This window comes from Phenylobacterium sp., assembly GCF_036563385.1.
Taxonomy (GTDB): domain Bacteria; phylum Pseudomonadota; class Alphaproteobacteria; order Caulobacterales; family Caulobacteraceae; genus Phenylobacterium.
The window spans coordinates 1-16,819 of sequence record NZ_DATCML010000017.1 but is presented as its reverse complement, the minus strand read 5'-3'; the positions used below and the strand labels follow the sequence as shown (position 1 = coordinate 16,819).

General features: G+C 66.4%; 12 protein-coding genes and 1 pseudogene. 6 read left to right on the top strand and 7 right to left on the bottom strand.

Translation table 11 applies throughout. The features are described from left to right. Window positions 1–3: 3 nt before the first annotated feature. Together VIL67_RS18675 and VIL67_RS18670 are read right to left on the bottom strand one after the other, a co-directional pair. The gene (locus VIL67_RS18675) at window positions 4–648 is read right to left on the bottom strand and encodes a class I SAM-dependent methyltransferase (RefSeq protein ID WP_332050431.1); all 645 of its coding nucleotides are present in this window, start codon (window positions 646–648) and stop codon (window positions 4–6) included. 370 nt (window positions 649–1,018) lie between these two features. Continuing rightward, a complete protein-coding gene (locus tag VIL67_RS18670) occupies window positions 1,019–2,029 on the bottom strand; it encodes an NAD-dependent epimerase (RefSeq protein WP_332050430.1) in 1,011 nt (336 codons plus the stop codon). A 104-nt stretch (window positions 2,030–2,133) separates the two neighbouring features. Here VIL67_RS18670 and tviB point away from each other — a divergent pair, with 104 nt between their 5' ends. Next, window positions 2,134–3,417 carry a Vi polysaccharide biosynthesis UDP-N-acetylglucosamine C-6 dehydrogenase TviB gene (tviB, locus tag VIL67_RS18665; RefSeq protein WP_332050429.1) on the top strand — a complete coding sequence of 428 codons (1,284 nt, stop codon included), beginning with the start codon at window positions 2,134–2,136 and terminating at the stop codon, window positions 3,415–3,417. A gap of 1 nt (window position 3,418) precedes the next feature. Here the strand turns inward: tviB and VIL67_RS18660 are convergent, their stop codons facing one another. From VIL67_RS18660 to VIL67_RS18650, 3 genes are all read right to left on the bottom strand, one after another. Continuing rightward, window positions 3,419–3,664, bottom strand: coding sequence for a hypothetical protein (locus tag VIL67_RS18660; RefSeq protein ID WP_332050428.1), 246 nt, complete (start codon window positions 3,662–3,664; stop codon window positions 3,419–3,421). Window positions 3,665–3,918: 254 nt separating this feature from the next. Beyond that, on the bottom strand, window positions 3,919–4,248 hold the full coding sequence (locus VIL67_RS18655; RefSeq protein ID WP_332050510.1) for a HEPN domain-containing protein: 330 nt from the start codon (window positions 4,246–4,248) through the stop codon (window positions 3,919–3,921). Continuing rightward, on the bottom strand, window positions 4,200–4,835 hold the full coding sequence (locus tag VIL67_RS18650) for a nucleotidyltransferase domain-containing protein (protein ID WP_332050427.1): 636 nt from the start codon (window positions 4,833–4,835) through the stop codon (window positions 4,200–4,202). The genes VIL67_RS18655 and VIL67_RS18650 overlap by 49 nt, the downstream gene beginning before the upstream one ends. A gap of 538 nt (window positions 4,836–5,373) precedes the next feature. Here VIL67_RS18650 and VIL67_RS18645 point away from each other — a divergent pair. The 3 genes from VIL67_RS18645 to VIL67_RS18635 all read left to right on the top strand — a co-directional run bounded on the left by VIL67_RS18645 (window position 5,374) and on the right by VIL67_RS18635 (window position 10,975). Next, window positions 5,374–7,701, top strand: coding sequence for an ATP-binding protein (locus VIL67_RS18645; RefSeq protein ID WP_332050426.1), 2,328 nt, complete (start codon window positions 5,374–5,376; stop codon window positions 7,699–7,701). A 139-nt stretch (window positions 7,702–7,840) separates the two neighbouring features. Next, window positions 7,841–8,269: a response regulator gene (locus tag VIL67_RS18640; RefSeq protein WP_332050425.1), complete on the top strand. Its 429-nt coding sequence runs from the start codon at window positions 7,841–7,843 to the stop codon at window positions 8,267–8,269. 645 nt (window positions 8,270–8,914) lie between these two features. Further along, a complete protein-coding gene (locus VIL67_RS18635; RefSeq protein WP_332050424.1) occupies window positions 8,915–10,975 on the top strand; it encodes a hypothetical protein in 2,061 nt (686 codons plus the stop codon). A 978-nt stretch (window positions 10,976–11,953) separates the two neighbouring features. Here VIL67_RS18635 and VIL67_RS18630 read toward each other — a convergent pair. Together VIL67_RS18630 and VIL67_RS18625 are read right to left on the bottom strand one after the other, a co-directional pair. After that, entirely contained in the window at window positions 11,954–13,300 is a 1,347-nt protein-coding gene (locus tag VIL67_RS18630) for a recombinase family protein (protein WP_332050423.1), read from the bottom strand. Further along, window positions 13,297–14,772, bottom strand: coding sequence for a recombinase family protein (locus VIL67_RS18625; RefSeq protein ID WP_332050422.1), 1,476 nt, complete (start codon window positions 14,770–14,772; stop codon window positions 13,297–13,299). Before VIL67_RS18625 ends, VIL67_RS18630 begins: the two co-directional genes overlap by 4 nt. 174 nt (window positions 14,773–14,946) lie before the next feature. Between VIL67_RS18625 and VIL67_RS18620 the strand changes: the two genes are divergently transcribed. Next, complete coding sequence (locus VIL67_RS18620; protein ID WP_332050421.1) at window positions 14,947–15,321, top strand: hypothetical protein; 375 nt, start codon at window positions 14,947–14,949, stop codon at window positions 15,319–15,321. Between the two features lie 814 nt (window positions 15,322–16,135). Beyond that, window positions 16,136–16,819: pseudogene (locus VIL67_RS18615) on the top strand (hypothetical protein); the annotation flags it as partial.

The following is a 16,819-nucleotide window of genomic DNA, read 5'->3' as shown; positions in this document are numbered from 1 at the left end:
TCACTATGCCCTCTTCAGAAGCACGCAGGACACTTTGTAAGGCCGGAAGAGCCATAGAAGTCGATGATTCATCGCGAGGTAAGTCTGCCGCGACACCCAGAATTTCGAGAGCGCGTAGATGTGGCGCAGCAGCGCGCCGAATATATTCGAAGGTCTTTGCAGCAACTCTTCACCATATGACGAACTCACCACGACCTCGGAAGACACCAAATCGAACCCTGAGAACATGTCTGCAATATCTACCGGTGAAGGGCGCAAGTACGTATCGATCGGATCAAAGTGGATTGGATAGCTATAAGGCACAGTCACAAGTAGGTAGCCGCCTGGTCGAACTAGGCCCTCGCAGGCCCGCGCAAACGCTTTGGGATCCTCGATGTGCTCGAGCAGATTGCAGCAGAGTACGCATCCAGCACCGACCGCACGAAGGCGTGCCTGAACGTGCGGGTCGTACAGGTTCCCGCTTATGTCCACGCCTTCTGCATTGAGCAGATCAGTATGAACCACTTGCACACCGCGGCCACGCAGTGGCGCATGTATGGCTCCGTCGATATACGGACGCCGCAATGTGCGAAACTCAAGGGTGCTCGAACCGACTTCAAGAACTGGTGACAGCTCGTTCGGCGATAGTCGGGAGAGGGTGGCGCCCACCCAAGCAGCTTCTTCCGGTCTCATAGGCAGCAAGCCCTACCACGGAACAACGGGTGCCATAACATCTCTGAACCCGCTGCCGACGAATAGCCGCAGGCGAAAGGCATTGGGAGCCCAGGAGCTGGGCCGATCGCCTAGTGAACCACCACCTTCAGCGCCGCTACACCGCGCAAGTATTGGATGTTTTCGAGCATCCCCCCGCGGGGGTGTGAGTTCCAAGTGTCGCTCCGCGGAGCGGCCTGGTCGGGTGTCATAGCGAAGCGAACAAAGGTTAGCCAGGTAATCGCGCGTTTCCGCCGCACGAATCACTGCGGAAGAACACACCTTTGCGCTCTGCTCCCCAATCCGTTATAGGTCGTCCCGCGAGCGCTCAGAGCTTGTAATACTCCAGATACCAGTCCACGAACTTTCCAACGCCGACCTCCACCGGCGTGGTGGGCTCGTAGCCCACGGCGGCACGGGTCTCTTCGATATCGGCCTCGGTGCGCTGTACGTCGCCCGCCTGCATGGGCATCAGGTTCAGCTGCGCCTTGCGACCGAGCTTTTCCTGCAGGACCTCGATGTAGCGCATCAGCTCGACGCGCTGGGAGTTGCCGATGTTGAGCACCCGCCAGGGGGCGACGCCGCTGGTGGCCGGGTCGGGCTTCAACGGGTCCCAGTCGGGGTTCACCTGGGCCGGGCTGTCCACCGCCTTGATTAGGCCCTGGACGATGTCGTCCACATAGGTGAAGTCGCGCTGCATCTTGCCCTCGCCGTAGACGTCCAGGGGACGCCCTTCGAGGATGGCCCGGGTGAACTTGAACAGAGCCATATCCGGCCGGCCCCACGGCCCGTAGACCGTGAAGAAGCGGAAGCCCGTGGAGGGAAAGCCGAACAGGTGAGAGTAGCTGTGGGCCATCGCCTCGTTGGCGATCTTGGTGGCCGCATAGAGCGTGATTTGGTGCACCGCGTGGTCGTGGACATTGAACGGCAGCTTGCCGTTGGCGCCGTAGACCGAGCTGGTGGAGGCGTAGACGAGGTGCGCAGGGTTCACTGCGCGGCAGCCTTCCAGGATGTTGAGGAAGCCCACCACGTTGCTGTCGACGTAGGCCTCGGGCTTCTCCAGGCTGTAGCGGACGCCGGCCTGGGCGGCGAGGTTCACCACCGCCGTGGGACGGGTCTCGGCGAACAGCTTGGCCATAGCGTCTCGATCGGCCAGGTCGATCTGGGCGTGGCGGTAGCCTTTGTGCTGTTCCAGAATAGCGAGCCGGGCGGCCTTCAGGCTCGGGTCGTAGTAGGCGTTCATGTCGTCGACGCCCACCACCTCGTCGCCCCGCTCCAACAGCTGGCGGCTGAGATGGAAGCCGATGAAGCCGGCTGAGCCAGTGACCATGATCGTCATCAAGCGCCCTACCCCTTACTGAGCTTTCCGATCCGAGTTAGTGCAAGGCTCGGCCTGCGTCGACCATCCGATGACGAGTCGGCCGCGCGACACGAGACGAGTTCATGCAGCCCTTCACTCAGACCCCCGAGAAACTGGCCGTCATTGGTCTGGGTTACGTCGGCCTGCCGCTGGCGGTGGCGTTCGGCGGCAAGTACGAGGTGGTGGGCTTCGACATCAGCGCGGAGCGGGTGGCCCAGCTGGCGCGCGGCGAGGACCGGACGCTGGAGGTCACGCCGGAAGAGCTGAAGGCGTCCAAGGGGCTGAAGTTCAGCTCGAACGCCGACGACCTGAAGCGCTGCAACGTCTTCATCGTGACGGTGCCGACACCCATCGACGAGTACAAGCGGCCGGACCTGCGGGCGCTGGCCGCCGCCAGCCGCAGCGTTGGCGCGGCCCTCGGGAAGGGCGGCATCGTGGTCTACGAGAGCACGGTCTATCCGGGCTGCACCGAGGACGACTGCATCCCCATCGTCGAGCAGGTCTCGGGCCTGAAGTTCAACCAGGACTTCTTTGCCGGCTACAGCCCCGAGCGGGCTAACCCGGGCGATCCGCACCACAAGGTGACCACCATCATGAAGGTCACTGCCGGCTCGACGCCCGAGGCGGCCGACTTCATCGACGGCCTGTACGGCTCGGTGATCACGGCGGGCACCCACAAGGCGAGCTCCATCCGCGTGGCTGAGGCGGCCAAGGTGATCGAGAACACCCAGCGCGACCTTAACATCGCCTTGATGAACGAACTCTCGCTAATCTTCGCCCGCCTGGGCGTTGACACCGCCGAGGTGCTGGCGGCGGCGGGAACCAAGTGGAACTTCCTGCCCTTCCGCCCCGGTCTGGTGGGCGGCCACTGCATCGGGGTCGACCCCTACTACCTGACCCACAAGGCCGAGGCCCTGGGCTACCACCCGCAGGTCATCCTGGCCGGCCGGCGCATCAACGACGGCATGGGCGGCTATGTCGCCCGCGAGCTGGTCAAGGAGATGATCCGGCGCGGCACCCTGGTAAAGGGCGCCCGCGTCCTGGTGATGGGCCTGGCGTTCAAGGAGAACTGCCCGGACCTGCGCAACACCCGGGTGATCGACATCATCCAAGAGCTGCAGGACTACCAGGCGGCCGTGGACGTCTGGGATCCCTGGGTCGACGGCGCCGAGGCCCGACACGAGTACGGGCTCAACCTGGTCGAGGGTCCGGACGCCGGCGTCTATGACGCTATCGTCCTAGCGGTCGCCCACGAGCAGTTCGCCAAGATGGGGGCCGCCGAGATCCGCAGGCTCGGGCGCGACGGCGCGGTGCTGTTCGACGTAAAGAGCCTGCTGCCCCGCGGGCAGGCGGACCTGCGGCTTTAGCCTACTCCGTCCGCCACTCGCCTTCCGGCAGGTCCACCACGCCGCCACGCTTGTCGCGGCCCCGCGCCCGCGACCAGATGCCCTCGGCGCTCCAGTCTTCGGCCAGTTCGCTCCGGCCGTGGCGACGCTCGATATCCTTCTGGAGCGCCTTGGCCGCCATCAGGTGGGCGGGGAACAGGGTGTCCATGGCCCAGCAGGCGAACCGGATGCCGGACATGCCGGTGTCGGCCAGCAGGTAGGCCGCCATTCGGGCGATGGTGACTTGGAGGCGCCGGCCTGCAGCGCCTAGTAGATCAAGAGACCGCCGGCTCCCGCGCCGTAGACCGGGCCAGCGCCGGGCCCCAGCCCAGCAGCCCGTGCGCGCCCAGGCGCAAGGGTCCCACGCCCAGGAGCCGTCGGAGAGGCGCTTGATGCGCTCGGCCTGCCGCCAGGCCCGTTGCGCGCGATGCCGAGTGTCTTCCGTGATAAGAGAACGCTGGGGCGCGGCCACGGCTCCCGTGGCTAAGCGGAGGTCTCCGACGCAAGCTCCTGCAGCCGAGCTTGGCAGGCTTGCTGCACTTGGCGGCCGAGCACTTCGATCCGGTCCGAGATCCACTCCAGCTCTTCGCCGGTGATCTTGTAATGCGGCGAGTACCGGGCATCGACATATGCTCGGCGTAGAAGCTCCCACGCACGCTGCGCCTGCCGCGTGTTGCGAGGCCAAGCCTCGATCAGCTCAGGAGCGAGCCGCTCCGCCTGGGAACGAAGGAAATTCAGCTTGTGAGACTTCGGGCTGTAAAGCGTCAGCACCAGCAGGAAGCAGTGGTAGAGGCGCTCTGTCGCTTGGTGCAGATTGAACGCTGCGAGCTTGTAGACGCCACGTTCGCGTGGAACGCCGCACCAGCAGCAAATTCAACAGCAGTGTTGAACCATTGGTCGAAGTAGCCTTGCGCCTCCCTCAGGCCCTCATCCGCGGATAGCTGCTGCGGTTCCTCGAACGGCTGATGCGGCGCCTCGTACAACGCCACACCGTCCCGCACGATGTCGACGAAGAAGGGGCGTCCTTTCCGGAGCTCCTTGTTCACGTCCGTCAGGGAATGCACAACGAAGTTCGCCGGCGCGCTCAGCCGATGGCTGATCTGGTACTCGCGCAGCAGGTGGTCGTCGGCTTCACGCCAGTACTCCAGGACATCGGCCAGCTCGTCATGGTTCACCACCACAAGCAGGTCGTAGTCCGACTTGTAGCCGCCCTTCGGGTCATCGACCCAGTCTCCGCGAGCGTAGCTTCCGAACAGGATGATCTTCAGGATCCGCCCCGCCTTGCGGTGTGGCGCATTCCGCCCTTTCAGCGCGTCCTCGAACTCGGCGAACAGGATCTCCACAATCCGCTCGAGCTCGCGGCGCTTGCCCTCCGGCAGATGATCCAGGGTTGTCCTCACAACGGCGAGACTCCCCTGTTCGCGGTGACGTGGCAAGCCCGCCCCCTGCCCTACGTGGCGCCGCTACGGGACCGCGGAGTCACAACGATCTCCAGTCTGCTCATCTCGACGCAAGCTGTCGGGTAATCCGAGACGTCCCGCGCTGACGCTGCTCGCGCTCTGATGATGATTGCACATCGGCCGGGAAAGCGTGGCGGCGAGCCGCGGGTTCTGCACGTCAGGGAGCACGCGCCCCTGCCCCCTCCCACGCAGCCAATTGAGCCGAGCCGCGCCTCTAATCGACCGGCTGCATGTGTGGCCTGCGCCGGCGCCCGGCGCGACTATTCTGCGCCAGCTTCGATGTTCAGGATCATCGTTACGCAAGCAACCAAGCATTCGGTACGCATAAACATCGCGGCCACGTGCCGGGATCCAGCGTTTAACAGTAAATCCATCGCACGGGTTCAGACCTGAAGAGAGGTCCGCGTGCAGAGACCTCCGCCCGACACCGGTCCGCTGCGGAGCGGCGCTCGTCGGGTTAGTTCCGAGAGGCATGACCATGGCGTATATCGGGTCGATCGAACCAAGTCCGACGCTTCAGCAACTCCTGAGGGATGCGCTCGAGGCGAGCCAGGACTGCCTCAAGATCATCGGCCGTGAGGGCGAACTCCTCTTCATCAACCGGAACGGCTGTGCGCTCATGGAGCTCTCCGCCCCCTCGGACGTGCTCGGCCAAGACTGGGTTGGATTGTGGCCGCAGGACCTGCAGCCGCTTTTGCTGCGCGCCCTGAGAGACGCTTTCAATGGAGGGACGGCTCGCCTCCGAGGTGGGTGCCCGACGGCGCGCGGCGCGCTCAAGCACTGGGACGTCAGCCTAGCGCCCCTGCGGGACGCTGCCGGCGAGGTGGTCGCCGTGCTCTCCACCTCTCGCGACATCACCGATCTTATTCACGAGCAGAAACAGGCGAACGAACGCGAAGCCGAGCTGCAGCGGCGCGCTGCGGCGCTCAGTTCCGCGGGCGAGATCGCCAAGGTCGGCGGCTGGACGATCGACTTCGAGAGGGGACTGGTGCGCTGGTCGCCCGAGACCTGCGCGCTGTTGCGTGGGGCGCCGCCTGAGCTGCCGCTGGCTGAGGCCATGACCATCTACCCCGAACCGGAACGTGCGCGCGTGGCTGAACTCCTTGAGGCCTCCCGACGCGCGGGGGAGCGGGTGACGTTCAACGCCGAGATCGTTCGCTATGATGGCGCCCCGGGTTGGATCCGTGTCTTCGGAGAGCCGGAGATGGCGGAGGGCCGTTGTGTCGCCCTTTCCGGCGCAGCCCAGGACATCACCGAACTGATGGAAGCCACGGCCGAACGTCACCAGGCGGAGCGCCGCCTGGCTATGGCCGCCGAGATGGCCCAGCTCCATGTCTATCAGCTCGACTACAGAACGCGGGTCCTTATCAAGGATGGCGCGGAGGACACATTCTTCGACGAGCCACAGACTTACGAAAGCATGGCTGCCGACCCCTTCCTTCTGGTGGACGAGCGCGACCGCGAGCGCGTTCGGGGGGAGTGGGCGGCGGCGCAGCAAGCTGGTCAGCCCCTTCGTGCCGAATACCGCATGAACCGCAAGGACGATCGGGAAGTCTGGGCCTATTCCATCGCCCACCTTGAGGTCGACGCTGCCGGGCGTCCCTTGCGGCTCACCGGAGCCCTGGTGAACATCACCGACCGGATTTTCGCCAACCGCGAACTGGTCGTCGCCAAGGAGCGGGCGGAGGCCGCGAACCGGGCGAAGAGCACGTTCCTCGCGAATATGAGCCACGAGATCCGGACGCCGCTGAACGGCATCCTCGGAATGGTGCAGGTGATGGAGCGCGATGCGCCGAGCGCGCTGCAGCGCGAGCGACTGGATGTGATCGCCCAAAGCGGCCGAACCCTGATGGCGGTCCTCAACGATCTCCTGGACCTCAGCAAGATCGAGGCGGGTCGACTGGAGGTGGAGGAACATCCGTTCGATCTGCAGGACTGCGTGGCTGGCGCATGCGAGCCCTTCCGCATTATCGCAGCACAGAAGGACGTGGCGCTGGAGCTCGACGTCGAGGAAGCAGCACGAGGCGTGTGGCTCGGGGACGACGTGCGGCTGCGGCAGGTGATGTCGAACCTCGTCTCCAACGCGGTGAAGTTTACCTCCGAGGGGAAGGTACAAATCCGCGTCGCCCGCACATCGGAGGGACTCAGCTTCCTGGTGTCCGACACGGGCATCGGGTTTGGAACCGAGGCAGCCGCCTCTATCTTCGATCCGTTCAGCCAGGCGGACTCGTCGATCACGCGTCGCTTCGGGGGCACCGGCCTTGGCTTGCCGATCTGCCGACGGCTCGTGCAGCTCATGGGCGGCGAGTTGCTGGCGGAGAGCGCTCCGGATCGTGGCGCGACCTTCCGCTTCACGCTGCCGATGCGCCGCGCAGTTCAGGAGCCGCCAGCGCGAGTCGAAGGGATCGCCGCGCAAGGCGCGCAGGTCCGTCCGCTTCGGATCCTGGCCGCCGAGGACAATCTGACGAACCAGCTGGTCCTTCGCGCGCTCCTTGAGCCCCTCGACCTTGACCTGGTGTTCGCGAGCAACGGCGCCGAGGCTGTCATGCTCTACCGCGAGGGCGCGTTCGATCTGATCCTGATGGACGTGCAGATGCCGGTAAAGAACGGCCTCGATGCGACCCGCGTGATCCGGGGGATTGAGCACGCGCAGGGCCGCGTTCCGATCCCGATCCTTGCGTTGTCGGCGAACGTGATGGCGCATCAGGTCGCCGAATACGAAGCAGCGGGGATGAACGGGTGCGTCGGCAAGCCTATCGATCTGGCCGCCCTGCTGAACGCGATCGCCGTGGCGACGTCGCCATGACGTCTCCGAGATGCAACGCTGTACAGGCGCGAATTGAGCGCGCGGTACGCCGCCTGCTCGACAGCGGTCGCCCGTTTCTGAAGGCTTAACCGGCGCATGACAGCTTCGCGGCGCGTCACGGGGGCGCGACGGGCTGCAGATGGAACGGCAGGATCAGGCGCGGGACGCCCCGCGGGTTCTCTACATCGATGACGAGCCGATGAACCTGCGGGTCGTTCGGGACATGCTGGCGCACGTGGGGCTGCAGGTTGATTGCGCCGACGATGCAGCCAGCGGCCTCACCATGCTCGCGACGAAGCCATACGACGCTGTCTTACTTGATATTCAAATGCCACGCATGGACGGCATCGCAGCCCTGGCGGCGCTCCGCGCGGGCTCCGGCCCGAACGCCCGCACCCCCGTCGTGGCCGTGACTGCGGACGACGGGCTAGACGCCGCGCAGTACAGGTTCATGGGGTTCTCAGGCCTGGTGGCCAAGCCGGTCAGCCTCAAAACCCTGAGCCGTGGGGTTCTCGAGGCGCTTTCCGGGTCGGGGCCCACGACCACGCGTCCGCAGCACAGGGCCTGAGCCCTCGCGCGGGAGCCCTGCGGGGGACCGCCCTCCCCACGCGCATGGAAGTGCGGGAGCGTCCAGGTCGGCAGCACTCCTCAGGCGGGTGGGGCTGATCGGTTCTTGTGCGGAGCTCTGCGGGACAGCGTCTGGAGCGGAGAATGGCCAGTCTCCTCAGGCCACGCTTCCCGCATGTCCGGGGCCGCTCCTGGCGCCACGAACGACGCGGTCTCCCCGCAGTCCACGCGCCACTTCAGCTCGCCCCATTTTCTTCCCGGAGCACCGGCGAGCTGCCACGGGTCGCGTCCTCCGGAAGCTGAGCGCGACCGCAAGGACGGCAGGCGGCTTTCAGCCGCGCCCGACCGCCGAGCTCTGCGCCGCCCGTTCAGCAGGCGCGTTACGCACCCGGGCATCTGAGCACAGCATTCAAGCGCTGGCGCTGCGCTGCACAATCTTGTCGGGACCCTAAGCCGCCAGCCGGCGCGCCGCCTCCGCTCCGGAGAGCCCCGACGGTCTGGGGGGACTGGACGGCGCCCCCCGTAACGCCGAGGCGCGGTGAACAGTCCTGAACGTCCTGATGGCCTTGCGAGCAGCTTGACTAGAGAAAACGCTGGTTGGCGCGCCGGTGTCCTGCCTAACGTAGGCCAACGCGGGGGGAGCCTCATGCCTACGATCGAAGTCGTTATCAAAGAAGGCGATTCTAGAGACGTCTTGGTCGTCGAGTCTCCGGTGGACACCCGGTACACTTGGTCGATGAACCCCGGGGGGACCGCAACGAAGGGAGCGGACTTTCACATCACGCCCTTCGACGAGGGCACGGTGAATAATCCGCCCTTAGGGTCAAAACTGACCTTCTTCGCGACGCAGGACCACAAGGCCGAGAAAGCGGAAACGCTCTCCTACACGGTCATTGAGGTGGATGACGGCGAGACCACCAACTACACGGTGAACATCAAGATCCTCGACCGCTCCAGCCGCGACGACTACATCCGAGCGGCGTTCAGCAGCGCGGCGAACGTCTACAATCCCAACAATGAAACGACCCAATTCCTGCAGCAGGCGAAGGGCGTTGTGGTCGTGGACTTCCGCGGGGCATTCAACGATCCACAATCAGACAATCTCGAAGCGCGCGATGCCGAAAGGTACATCATCGGCGTGCAATCCCAGCAGGTCGACTACAGCAGCTGGGAGAACTTCATGCTGAACCTCGACGCCGCGCGCGCTGCAGGGGTGGCCCTGCCTTACGAGGCTCTAAAGCTCTTCCCTCCTGCCAGAGAATGGCTCAGCACCGATGGCGCGCCGACTACGCCCCCTGGTGGGCTAGCGGCTCTCTTCGAAGGGGAAGTCGCCGGATTGAATAACGGCTGGCGCCAGTACCTGCCGCCGGGCTACGCGCCGCAAAGCGGTGTTCAGGCCCTGGTCAGCGGTGCGGCGGCCTCCGCCACCGGGGTCGCCTTTTATGACCTCCGGCAAACAAGCTTCCAGAAGACGCTGGTCATCGGGAGCGAGAACTATACCGTGCACGGCGTGACGCAACTGCCCGCCTCGACAGGGCCGGCTATCATCTTCGAAAGCCGGGGCGCTCCGGTTCAACTCGATGCCGCCAAGCAGATCATCTACAGCCATGACAGTCGCGACCTGCGGCTGGGCGGAGGAGACGATGTCGCCGTTGCATTCGCCCCGGGCGCGGTTGTGGACGGCGAGGATGGTAACGACCTGATCGTCCTCGGGGATGCGGGCGGTTTCGCCCGCGGCGGCCTCGGCCGGGACTTGCTCGCGGGGGGGGCCGGCGCCGACACCCTGTCAGGGGGGGCGGAGGACGATTTTCTCGACGGCGGGGCAGGCGCCGATGTGGCGACCTTCGCGGGCGCGTCGAATAGCTACGAGTGGTGGCGAGAGTCGAACGGCTCGTGGCGAGTGCGCGCTCAGCAGTCCGGAGTGGACGGCGCCGACGTTCTCACCGCGGTGGAACTGCTGCAATTCAGTGACCGCACGGTGGAGTTGTCCGTCTCCGTCGGCATCGACGGCGCCGTCCAGAACATCCTGCGAGCGGGTCTTTCCAACGCTACCGCCGCCACCCTGGCGACGAAGCTTTCGTCGCTGGTGAACTCTGGCGCGCTCACAGCCTCCTCCGCTCTGGCCGAAGTCGTAAAGGCCGCAGACGCCACGACGTCTGTTGCGACGCTCAGCTACCAGTTCTTCACCGGCAAAATTCCGAGCCCCGGCGGGATCGACTACCTAGTCTCGCCCACAGGACCAAACCCCAACAACATCAACTCGGCGTACTATCAGAGCTTCAACCTGGAAAACCGCTATATCAACTTTGCGGTCAATCTCGGGAAGCTCGGCGAAGGCCAGCAGAAATTTGGCGCGGAGTTTGGGGCGCTTACCCTGGAAGAGGCGACCAAGAAGGCTTACGCGCTGATCTTCGGAGCGGCTCCGACCGACGCCAAAGTCGACGCGCTGCTGGACCCTGCTTTCACGCTGAACGGCGTCACCATGACCCGAGCCGAGTATTTTGAGTCATACGGTCGCGACGGTCCCAACGGCATCGGCACAAAAGCCGCTATGGTCGGCTGGCTCTTGGCCGAGGCGGAAAAAGCGGATCTCGGGTCCTACGCGCGATCGAACGCCGCCTTCCTGACGGACCTCGCCGATGGAGCGGCCTGGGCGGTGGACCTAATTGGCGTCTATGGGCGAGCGGAGTTCGTCTACGGGGGGTAGATGGCTGGGGCCGTCAAGCGCCAGTTCCATAATGCACGAAGTCGCCGCTCCCAGACTTGCCAATAAGGCCAACCCTTGTCTCCGCGTCGTCGGCGAGGCCCGTCACAAGTTTGTTGATGGCCTCTCCTCCCGCGGTCCTAATCCCAGCATCGGCAGCTGTGCTCAGGCCGCTCAGGAAAGTCACGCCTGGAGGGCGGTGCTCGGCGCAGGATGTTCTCGAACTCGGCCGTCACCGCAGCCAGTGTCCCGCCGCTGATCATAGACAGACTACGTTCAGTAAAGCGCAGGGCCTGAGACGTTGTCCTGCCCGATGCCGTCTCCAACGGGGGTTCCCGCCTGCAGATCGGCGGTTATGGCCTGCTGACCAAGGGCGCAGGAAGCACATCCGTGCCGCTGCCGCCTTGCAGGTTGTCAGCACCGTCACCGATCGCCGCTGCTGCTGCGTCAGACGCACTTAGCAGGCGCTGAGGAGCTCCGCGGTCAGAGCCGGCGCCGAAGACCAGATTGTCGCCAGCGCGGGTGTCGATGACAAAGCTGGATCCGCCCCGCTTCAAGACGACATCATCGCCAGACAAAGGAGCACTCCTGGCTTACAGCCATCGCGTCAGAGGGGCCGCGCGCGAACCTTGCCGGGCGGATCGCTCAAGAACTGCGCAGCTCGCCCGAGCCGCGCGTTGCAAGAGGGACAGCGGATGATCTCGGTCGGACCGGCCTCCGCTGATACCTCTACCCGGGCGCCGCAGGGCTTGCATTTCCATGGCGAAACCGGCGCCATGGCCCGCGCTGGCGGCGAGATCAGCGCGTCTGGGCGTGCCGCCGGGGGCCTTTTGAGCGACAGGATCGGTCGTCGCGGCGCATCAGTCACAGGATGGACCCTCCGGCGGATCCTGCCCTTGCCATCCCGACCGACCCGCTGCAAGTCGCCTCTCACCTCCGCGCGCGCGCACAGGGACCATGATGCCTGCCGTCCGCGGTCCGTCAGACGGGACGCCGGCCCCGTGGTGGCGGATCGTAGCCGACCTGGCGATAAGCCTCCCTCAAGCTCCCGAACTGCAAACGAAAGGCGTTCGGATGCGGAGCCCCGGGCGCGGCGCGGATCAGCTCGGCGCTCAACCGGCCGTGCCTTTCCAGCAGGACCCGCAGAGCGTTGATGAGCCGGTCTCGCGACGGTCTTTGATAGCGGCGCGCGGTATGCGGGCGGTGCGTCCGGGCCGATGTCATGGCGCGAACCTGGCCTGCGTCAGGCGCATAGCCGATCCTGGCATAGGCGGCCATCAGCCCGCCGAACCGATCACTATAGGTGGATGGATGCCGGCACGCGGCATCGGCGAGGATCAATCCGGCCGAGATTCGGCCGTGGCAGGCGAGCACCCGCGCAAGGTCCTGGAGCAGCTCTGCGTCCGAGGGGCGGCGGCTCCGCGCTATCAGCCGCCGCCGGCCTCTCGCGAACAGCCCGGGCGGCACAATGGGCGCGAACGGCAGGTGGGATCGCCGCCATTCAGCCGGCGGCCGCCGCTCGGATCGTCCCAGTTGCGTGGCCGAGCGCCCGCTGACCTGCACACCCGCGTATTTCTCATTGGCGAGGATCTGCCGCACCTGGGCGCGGGTCCATGGACCTCTGAGCTCCGAAGGTACGCCTTCTGAATTGAGCATCCGGGCGATCGCAGTGGGCGAGAGTTCCTCGTCCACGAACAGACGGTAAATCCGGAGCACGATCCCATGCTCCTGCGTGGGCCCGCGCTCCAGCAAGGTGCGCGCGGTGCGCACCGCCTTGCGCTGGCCGAGTTCCATCGTTCCAAGGGACGGACCCGCCTCCGCACGCGCCACGCGGCGCAGGCCATAACCGCATGTGCCCCCAAGCCAGCAGCCCTCCGTGGCGAGGCGGGCTCGGCTGCTCGTAACCCGCGCGGACAGCACGCGGCTGTACTCCGCCGCCATTGCGCGCTTGAGCTGCTTCAGCAGCGTCGACACCGGCCCCGCGCCAACCTGGAAGGGCTCCGCCGTGTAGACGACCGCCACGCCCGCTTCACGGCACAGCTGTTCATAGTGCGCTCCTTCGTCGCAGTCCTGAAAGCGGCCCCACCGGCTGACATCGTGCACGAGGATCACCTCGAACGCGCGCGCGCAGGCCAGAACATCACGGAAGAGCTGCACGAGAGCAGTTCGCCCCTGCAGGCGCAGCCCGCTTGCGCCTATGTCTTCATAGGTGCGGATGATCCGCAGGTCGTGCGCGGCCGCATAGGCGAGATTGCGAGCCTTCTGATGCGGGCCGGACTGCGACTGGCCGCGGGTGGACGTCCGGATATACTGGACCGCCGCCGTCATCGGGCCGGCCTGCGACAGCGGCGCTCCGCCGGCTCGCCTGTGGGCGCGGGCGTCTGCCCGGGCGCCAGGCCAGCCGGCGAGGCCTCCTCGCCTCGTCCGTCGGCCTCACGCCGAAGCTCCAGGCTCCGTCGATGCCCGGCGCTGAGCAGGTTGAAGAGATCGTGCGGCAGGCCGGCGCGGCCATAGGCCTGCCGGAGCGAGCCGAACCGGGCCGCATAGACCTCGGGACTGGGTGTCAGCGGCGAGGCGGCGATCAGCTTCGCGGTCACGCGGCCATGCTCGCGCTGCAGCCGCCGAAGCCGATCGAGGAGCTCGTCATCCGTGGCCGGGCGATCGCCTCCGGCGCGCCAGCGCCGCGCCGGCCGGAACCCGACGAGTTCATAGGCCGCCGCAAGGCTGCCGAACCGTTGCCGGTAGGTCGCCGAGTGAGGCGTGTCGGGGTTCCCGTCGATCAGCGCATCGCTCAGATGCCCCTCGCGCCGCCAGAGCTCGCGGAGGATGTCGAGGAGCTCCCCGTCGCTGAACCGCTGCCTCCTTCGCGTGGCGAGCCTCTGCTGAGCCGCCTCGAAGAGACTCACGCTCACCACCGGTGGCATGACCCGTACGCGGACCCAGCGCTCCGGTGGGTTCGCGCGGGAGAGTGATTTCAGGCGCTGCGTCCGGCGATTGAAGACATAGACGCCGATCGCCAGGGGGGAGGTCAGCACCGAGCGCACCCGGGCGTCGGACCACCGGGCGCCCTCGGCGGCGGGCGTACCCTCCGCATTCAGCCGTCGCCGGATGGCGCTCAAGCTCAGCCGCTCCCGCACGAACAGCCGGAAGATGCGATGGATCGCGCGCGTTTCTTCCGGTGGCCCACGCACCAGCACGACGCGCTCCTCATGCAGGCCCTTCCGCTCTCCGCGTCGCAGTTCGCGGCGCCGGTCGCCGGCGGGGCCGACCACCACGCGCCGGACCCCGTAGGCGGGAGCGCCGCCCTGCTTGAAGCCGATGCCAGCCTGTTGAAGCTGGGCTGCATGCACCCTTTCGGAGAGTTCTCGGCTGTACTCGGCGGCCATGACTCGCTTCAGGTGCTTCATCACGGTGTCAGTCAGGCTTCCGTCTTGGCCAAACGGTTCATCGCAGTAGATGACGGGTACTGCGGCGCTGCGGCAGAGAAACTCGTAGTGCGCAGCCTGGTCGGGGTCTTGGAACGGCCCCCAGCGGCTGACGTCGAGCACCAGCACCGCTGAAAAGCTGCGGCCCTCCGCCATCACGTCCGCCAGCAGCCGCTTCAGTCCTGGCCGGCCTTCAAGGGTGAGGCCGCTGCGGCCCGGATCGGCATAGGTCGCGACGATCCGGAAGCCGTGTTCGGCGGCGAAACGGGCGATCAGCGCGCTCTGGTTGGCCAGCGAGTACCGCTGGTGCTCGGTGGACATCCGGAGGTACTGCGCGGCGGGCCGCGCACGGCGCACCTCTGCGATCGTCTCCATCGGTCTCCCTCCTCCGGGACGCGCGCGCCGCGGGGGGCTTCACGCGCCGCCAAGGCCTCAGGCTCTGGCGCAGAGCCGGCCGACCGTCCCCCCGTTGACCTCCGGCCCCGAAATCCGCGATATCCCCCATGGTCTCCGACTTCTCGGAGCGGCTCGGAGGATCGGCGGACCATCGTGGACCGGGTTGAAGGACTCTCAACGTACGAGGCTTGGCGACGCTATCAGGCGCTGCTGGAGGCGGGAAGCTTCGCGGCGGCCGACCGCTTCAGCGCAGACTGGGTGAAGGCCAACGGCCGCGAGGCGCCCCCCCGTCCCGCCGAGCGCCCGACGCTCTTGCGCTCCAACGCTGACATCCCCTCGCCTCGCGAGGCGGCGACCTGGATCCTCAGCGGCGCGGGGCTCACGCTCGCCGTGATCGCCTTTCTTTACGAACCAGCGGGCGGCGCGGCCCACGACCTGCGATGGGTCTGCAACCGCATGATGATCTGCCTTGTGGGCTGCACGCTGTTCCTCGCCGGGGTCGTGCTCGCCGGCGGTGGACGGCGGTGAGCCGCCAGCGTCTCTCGAGCGCAGGCGGCTGGCCAGCGAAGTGACTGACCCGGTCCCCTTCTCGGTTCGTCTTGCGGAGCGCGAGGCGCGCGGCTGGATCGCAACACTGGCGCGGCCTGACCTCTCGCCGGATGACATCGCGGGTTTCCTGGCTTGGCGACAGAAGCGGCTCAACTGGGAGACCTACGTCCGACTAGGCGGCCGCCCCCTCGGTCGCTGACAGGCGAGCCCATGTCCGAGGTTCGGCAGGCGGCGGCGCCTGGGATGTCGGCCGCGCCTCCTGCTCTTGCCGCCTCGGGAGAGGACCAGCGCCACCTCATCGGCGGCATGCTCGCGAGATCCAGAACCGGCGACGCGGCCGCTCGAGCCGCGTGCGCCTCACGCCTCGCAACGGCTTCCGGGTGAGACCCGGGGAACGGGACTGCGCCTATCCGCAGAACCAGGCTCGGCCTGGCCCCTGGCGAGTCCAAGGTCATCGAAATCAGGACCCGATCGCGTGCGACGTCGCCGGCGCTTGGCGCGCGGGATTTCCCTGCTTGCGCGCCGAACAACGGCCCGGAGCGCGTCGTGCGCCGGGTTGTCGCTTAAGACCTCTCTGCTCCGGCCCGGCGGTGGGTCGACGACGCCGGGCCGGAGGGCCGGCGGGGAGGTTTTGCAATCTCTCCGTCGACGATGGAGCGTAGACCCGAGTCCCACGTTGGCAAAGGCGCTACGCTGCCCCCTGGGTGATGCTTGCAGTGCGGGCCGGGTGCTGCCCAGCTGTGAACCGAAGCTCCCTCTTCCGGGTTGAGGCCGCGGTCAGTGGAGCCAGTGGATGACCTATTACAGCTCGCGGGGCGTCGCGATGCCGGTCAGCGCGCCTGAACAGGCGCGCGTGGCGGGCGCCGCCGTGGGCAACGAGACGATCAATGCGCCCGCCGGGCACTCGTCGCTCTCGGGCGAGGGCGGCGGCGACCTGCTGATCGGCAACAACCTCGACAACCGCCACTGGATCACCGACCCGAAGGACCGGGTGGTGGAGCAGGCGGGCGGCGGCGTCGACACCATGATCGGCTGGACCTCGTTGAAGCTGGCCGACAACGTCGAGAACCTGCAGGTCAACGGCCAGCTGAACTATGCGATCGGCAACAACCTCGGCAATCTGATCATCGTCGACGACAACACCCACTTCATGTGGGGCGCGGGCGGCGACGACGTGCTGGTGGGCGGCGCGACCCAGAAGACCACCTTCATGGTCCGGGCCGGAGAAGGCTCGGACGTCATCTACAACTGGAACGGCAACAGCCAGCTGCAGCTGCACGGCTACGGTTTCAAGACGGCGGCCGAGATCAAGTCCGCCATGAGCCAGCAGGGCGCCGACGTGGTGCTGCGCCTGAACGCCAGCGAGACCCTGACCTTCCGCGACGAGACGCTGTCGAGCTTCCAGGACCGCCAGTTCCTGCTCCCGCTGGATACGTCCAAGCTCGGCGACCTCACCTTCCACGACGAGTTCAACAGC